Consider the following 1,995-nt stretch of genomic DNA (forward strand, 5'->3'; position numbering starts at 1 on the left):
TACGAGAACAGGGGGCCGGTGCGTTCCTGCTGGCCGCGCATTCGCTCAGTGCCGTTAGGCCATTCTCCCGCGGCTGAGCTGGTTTTTCAGCAGCCTCTTAACCTTAGCCAGAGCCATCGTTGTACAGGTAGGGTCCTCGAACCGTTTTGGCTTCCCTGCCGATCCGCAACCTGTCGGACCCGCAACAGCGCCACCAAGAAGTGCTGCTGCGGATTGCCCAGCGCTGGCAGCAGCGACCCGCGCTGCAGTGGCGGGAGTCGCCGGAATCCCTGATCCGTAGCGACCGTGAGCGCTGCGCCTGATCACGCATGACCCGATCGCCACGTTTAGGTGAAAGCCCTGGGCCTGCAACGCCTGCGACAGCTGGCCGATCAGGTACTGCCTTGAATTGATGCGGACTGGGGGCTGCCTGCTTCTGTACGCAGGCCACGTTCAGACCTCCCAGCTTCAGCAGGCTCTGACTGATTTTCCAGCCTGTACATTGTGTACAGAGCGGCAAATGGGCTCTGGGATGGGCGCCAGTCAGCCGTCGAAATCCACGAAGGCTCTCGCCGCGCCTACAGAACCCTTGAAGTCGGTGTCCATTGTGTGCCATGGGCAGTCTCAGCGTGTGGCTGAGTTGTGCTAAGGCCATCGCGAGTCGACTGTCGAGATCCGCGACCAGGCCTCGCTGTGTTCACGCAGCACCCACTTGAATACCTCCAGGATGCTGATCGAAGGAACCACCAGGCTCGCCTCGGCATCAAGTCCATCGAGAAAGCGCTCACAGGCGGTCAGCCTCTCTTTGGAAGCTGTACTCCCCTGCAAAAAAGCCACGCCGGGCCATCACCCGACGTTCAGGCCTCCCAGATCTCAGCCAACTCCAGCCTCAGCCCGGGGAACCGCTCGCCAGCCTCGAGGGCGGTGGCCCCTTGAAGGCGCTGGGGTTCGCCATCGTCGCCGTTGTTCCAGATTTCGACAGCCTGCTGCTCGGGGATCAGCAGCCAGCCCAGCTGGGCGCCATTGGCCTGGTAGGCGGCCATCTTGCGGCGCAAAGCATGGCGAGTTCGACCAGCAGATCGGGGCAGAGGGGCGGGAAACTGCGGCGCTGCTCCGGGGTGAGGGCCTGCCAGCGCTCCAGGTGCACCAGGGAGGCGTCAGGGCTGAGCACCGAGCCATCCGGCAACAGGAAACCCGTGGAACTGTCGAACACCTGCCAACCGCCCACGCTGTCAGCCCAGGCCAGCAGGCGCATCAACAAACGGCTGTTGCGGGCACTGGTTTCACCGCCTGTGGGCGTCATGTGGATGAGATGACCTTCGGCGCTGAGCTCCAGCACCGCCTCGGGGTTGGCGATGCACACAGCGGTGAACAGCTCGGGGCTGGGGCGGAGATCAGCGGGAAGCCGCAAGGGCGCCAAGGTATCGGAGCTGGGAGCGGTGGCTGCCAGGAAAGATGAAGCCCCTGCCGCTGATCAAGCGGCCATGACCAACGTAGCTGGATCAATGGCGTTATCTGGAAGCGGTGGATTGATCCAGACCACCCCCGGCTGACACCAGCAGCGAGTGCCGCGGCTCCAATAGCGGGGGTGTCGCTGGCGGGCCTGCTCGTAGACACGGGCGCGTTGACGACAAAGTTCAACGGCCTGACCGCTGTGACGCTGATCAGGCGTCACGAACCGGATGGAACTGTGGCGGTGCCTGTGGTTGTACCAGTCCAGGAATGCACAGGCCCAGCTGCAGCCCTCTTCCTGGCTGCGGAAGGGTCGCCTGGGGTAGTCCGGTCGGTACTTGACCGTGCGGAACAGCGACTCCGAGTAGGGGTTGTCGTTGCTGACCCGGGTCTGGAGAAGGATCTGAGCACCCCCAGCTCCTCCAACCGGCTCTCCAGCGTGGCTGCCCGCTGTCCGGCGACAATCAGGTTGAGGGGCGCTTTGCATCGATAACTTGTTACCCATATTAATTGACACCTGGTAACACTGCTTCCCTTGTTCCTGGCTGGGTTTCAGGCCGTTCG

2 protein-coding genes and 1 pseudogene are annotated in these 1,995 nt (G+C 63.0%); 1 reads left to right on the forward strand and 2 read right to left on the reverse strand.

What is annotated here, in order from left to right:
* Nucleotides 1-146 precede the first annotated feature (146 nt).
* Nucleotides 147-302 (forward strand): hypothetical protein, encoded by a 156-nt coding sequence (locus tag KUG41_RS15260; protein WP_216905052.1) that lies wholly within the window; start codon nt 147-149, stop codon nt 300-302.
* A 534-nt stretch (nt 303-836) separates the two neighbouring features.
* Here KUG41_RS15260 and KUG41_RS15265 read toward each other — a convergent pair.
* Nucleotides 837-1,342: pseudogene (locus KUG41_RS15265) on the reverse strand (Uma2 family endonuclease).
* 111 nt (nt 1,343-1,453) lie between these two features.
* Entirely contained in the window at nt 1,454-1,936 is a 483-nt protein-coding gene (locus KUG41_RS15270; protein WP_371734177.1) for an integrase core domain-containing protein, read from the reverse strand.
* Nucleotides 1,937-1,995: the final 59 nt, after the last annotated feature.

Source organism: Synechococcus sp. CCY 9618, from assembly GCF_019038415.1.
Lineage (GTDB): Bacteria > Cyanobacteriota > Cyanobacteriia > PCC-6307 > Cyanobiaceae > Cyanobium.

Coding starts and splice junctions, on each gene's coding strand:
- KUG41_RS15270 (WP_371734177.1), bottom strand. CDS start 1,936: ATGGGTAACAAGTTATCGATGCAAAGCGCCCCTCAACCTGATTGTCGC.